At 35.9% G+C, this 3,172-nt stretch carries 1 protein-coding gene; it reads right to left on the minus strand.

Going from position 1 to position 3,172, the window contains the following annotated elements; translation table 11 throughout:
* Positions 1 to 2,870 (minus strand): Tn3 family transposase (locus C9J12_RS29695; protein ID WP_170111926.1); only part of this gene is annotated, 2,870 nt, incomplete at its 3' end.
* Positions 2,871 to 3,172: the final 302 nt, after the last annotated feature.

The raw sequence follows: 3,172 nt of genomic DNA on the forward strand, positions 1-3,172 counted from the left end.
TGCCGACCGTTCTTTTTGTGTATTTGAAGAAATGCTGATAGCAACGCTGAATTGTAATAAATTATGCAATTTGAAATTAATCTCGCGCAGTCATTCCATTGAGACACTTGATAATCATTACCTCCACGAAACTTGTTGCCATTAACTGAAGTAATAGCTCGTTTCAACTGATGATAAGCTTCACCTCTATTTAAGGCTTGCTGAACATAATGCCGAAGCGTTGAATTATCGATATATTCTAGGATATATATACACTTTATAAGTCGATCATACTCATGAAGCGCTGCTAATGTTCGGCTTTTACCATTACTCAATTTCCGAATGATGGTACTTTGGGTTGTTGTCTTTCTGCTTAAAGAGCAGATAACGTGCTGAATTGCGTCCCATTCTTTAGATATCAATGAATGGTTAATGTCTTTTTTTAGCTGAATGTATCTTCCACTCTCTTCAGAAACTTCAAACAGATCAAAGAAAGTCCGCTTCATTTTTGCGTACCGAGGAGCAAAGGTATAACCAAAGAAATCTAAAATAGCGAAATTAACGTTGTTGGTACCATGGTTGTCTGTAGATAAAGTGTTCGGCTGTAATGTAGATGAATTATTATAGAGTAGATCAAAAGCAAAATGCCCTTCATATTCATTAGCACCAATAACCTGTGTACTTACGGGAACATGATTTGAAACAAGCGTTAATGCGGAGACACCTTTTCCTTTTGAAAAGTATTTTGATGAATAGCGAGCTTTAAATGTATTGATCCGGCATTCGAATTTTTGACCATCAATACTTGAAAATAATTGTTTATCATCGATATGATAATGCTCAAAAATTGGCAGCCTGGCGATAGCATTCGATATCAGATCATTAGACTGACCTAACGTTTCAAGCCGAATATAACTGTCATCAACACTTCGTAATTTCCCCATTGAGCGGTCGGAGATATTCGCCATTTTATATAGGCCGTAATTAGTACCGTTCGCGAGGATGCAAGCAATGAGATCTTCATTGTTAACCAGTACCTTTTCTTTATTGGCTGAAATGTGCGTGAAAGCATTCAAAAATCCAGTTTTCTGATTCACAAATGACATTAACTCGACAATACCCATATGTTGTATTTGGTTATAGAGAGGGTTATCAATGGATTGTTGCCAGCGACGATTCGGGATTGACCACTTCAATTCGTTTTTACCAGATAAGAACTCTACATATTTGTTTTCGCCATTAAAAATATGATTGCTTACTTCCTTCAACTTTCGTTCTAACTGCTGATGTTTGTCAGCTAAAGTATGGTTAATGGGAGCAACGAGTTTATCAAGTCCAGTTTTTTCAATGATTTCGTCTTTATAGAACCATTCTTTGGATTGGATTAAGTCAGAGGCAAGACTTCTGTTATTGACACTTTCTTTCACCGTTAATAGATTGCTTCTAAATAGCTGTTCGGCTTTTCGATAAAGAAAATACTCGAAACGGTTTGCTGTTTTGTTTGTGTTATCGCCTTCCATATAAGTCCCGTCTGATTTTGGGACCACATCGAGATTGATAGTTTTAATGATATTAAATGTAGTCAATTCTAAGTGTGCAACATTGTATAACTCTGCCAATTCTTCTTTAAGTTGATTAAACTCAATATCAATGGCTATAAAAATGGAACGGAGTAGTTTTTTTATCTTGTAAGATTGCTTATCAATAAACTGCCATTCGTATTGACGACCATCAAAATCATTGTTGTCAAGATGATTACTTAATAAGCGAATGCTTTCTGCAGGAAGCAGCTGGAAAGCTTTTGTTCTCACTTCACCAAAACTAAGATCATCATCGATATCAACATCAATAAAATATTTTAATAAATCGCCCGCTGATTTTAGTTTAGTTCGAACAATGTCTATGTCTTCAATAATTTGTTGTTTTGCAAACGCCTTAGCCGACTCAGTGAGTTTTCTTACCAAGAACATGAATGCTGAAACTAAATTATCGTTAGTTTCTCTATACCTAAAATATAGATTGTTACAAACTAGGTATAAAATGGTTTGGCTATCAGTATGACGACGAAGCTTGTAAACAGATTTGTGCTTTACCAAAGATGCATAGTATTCAAGATTTTTAGGTGACAATTCCAGTTCTGATATGAGTATCTTAATATCTGGATAAAGGGTGCGTATAATCTTATGTGTCTTTAGTTCCTGATTTATTTCACTGGTAGAGAAGTCTTTGGCCATCTTCTTTAGTTTTGCTAAATCAGTAAATGTATTATTAGATTCAAGTAATTTGAGTAATGTAGCCCGGTTACCTAGAGATAAGTTGTCATGCAATACTTTTTCAATTCGATTCCGTTCATTAGTTAGAACTAACGAAATTATGTCTTGAAGTGTTGTGTAACCGGCTAACGCTATCCTGTTTTGACCAAAATAGGCAATACACTCATCAAAAACATATCGAGGCTCTAAATTGATTTTCACCACATAGTTAAGTCTTTCAATTAATGGCGTTTTATGGTTTTTGCTTTGAAACGAAGAGAACCCAGTATATTTAAGTAATTTATTAATTAATTTTGTTTTGGTTGTGGGTGATAAATCTTCCATTGGCACATCCTTGCCATTGAAATGTTTACTCCGGATGAAATCAAGATCTGAAACGACCTCAGAAAATGAAAAGTTGAAGATTATTGGCCGCGCTCTGAAGTATCCTAAAAGTAGAATGAAATAAGCCCTTGTTTCTAAGCGTCTTAACTCATTAACGAGCTTTTGGGTTTCATTATCCAGTGAAAAGTAATCTTCTCTATCCGTGCGATTAAAGTTTGGAAGTACGTAAAGTTCGTTTATCTCGGATTCATTGAGTATTTGAATACGTTTAGTATTTAGACTTGCGATGATGATTGCCCTTTATCGTTATTTTTCATCATCATAACTTAAGTGAGTGCCTCCTAAGGTTAATTTCGAGGGGATGGGCGCAAAACCCCATTAACACTGAGTTCAGTTATCATAACCAGCCCTTCATTCCGGTTAGCTGTTTAACACATGCCTTACAAACACAATGACAGAAAACGCCATCATTTTAAGAAGCATACCTACGCGCTAAATAACTATCGGGAGTATAATCAGGCTCTCAGGCAACGCGGGCGGTTCGACATTTGGATCTCTGAAGATATCATCAGTAATTGGCAACACGACGATCGCGT

Origin of the sequence: Photobacterium frigidiphilum, assembly GCF_003025615.1 — a bacterium.
Lineage (GTDB): Bacteria > Pseudomonadota > Gammaproteobacteria > Enterobacterales > Vibrionaceae > Photobacterium > Photobacterium frigidiphilum.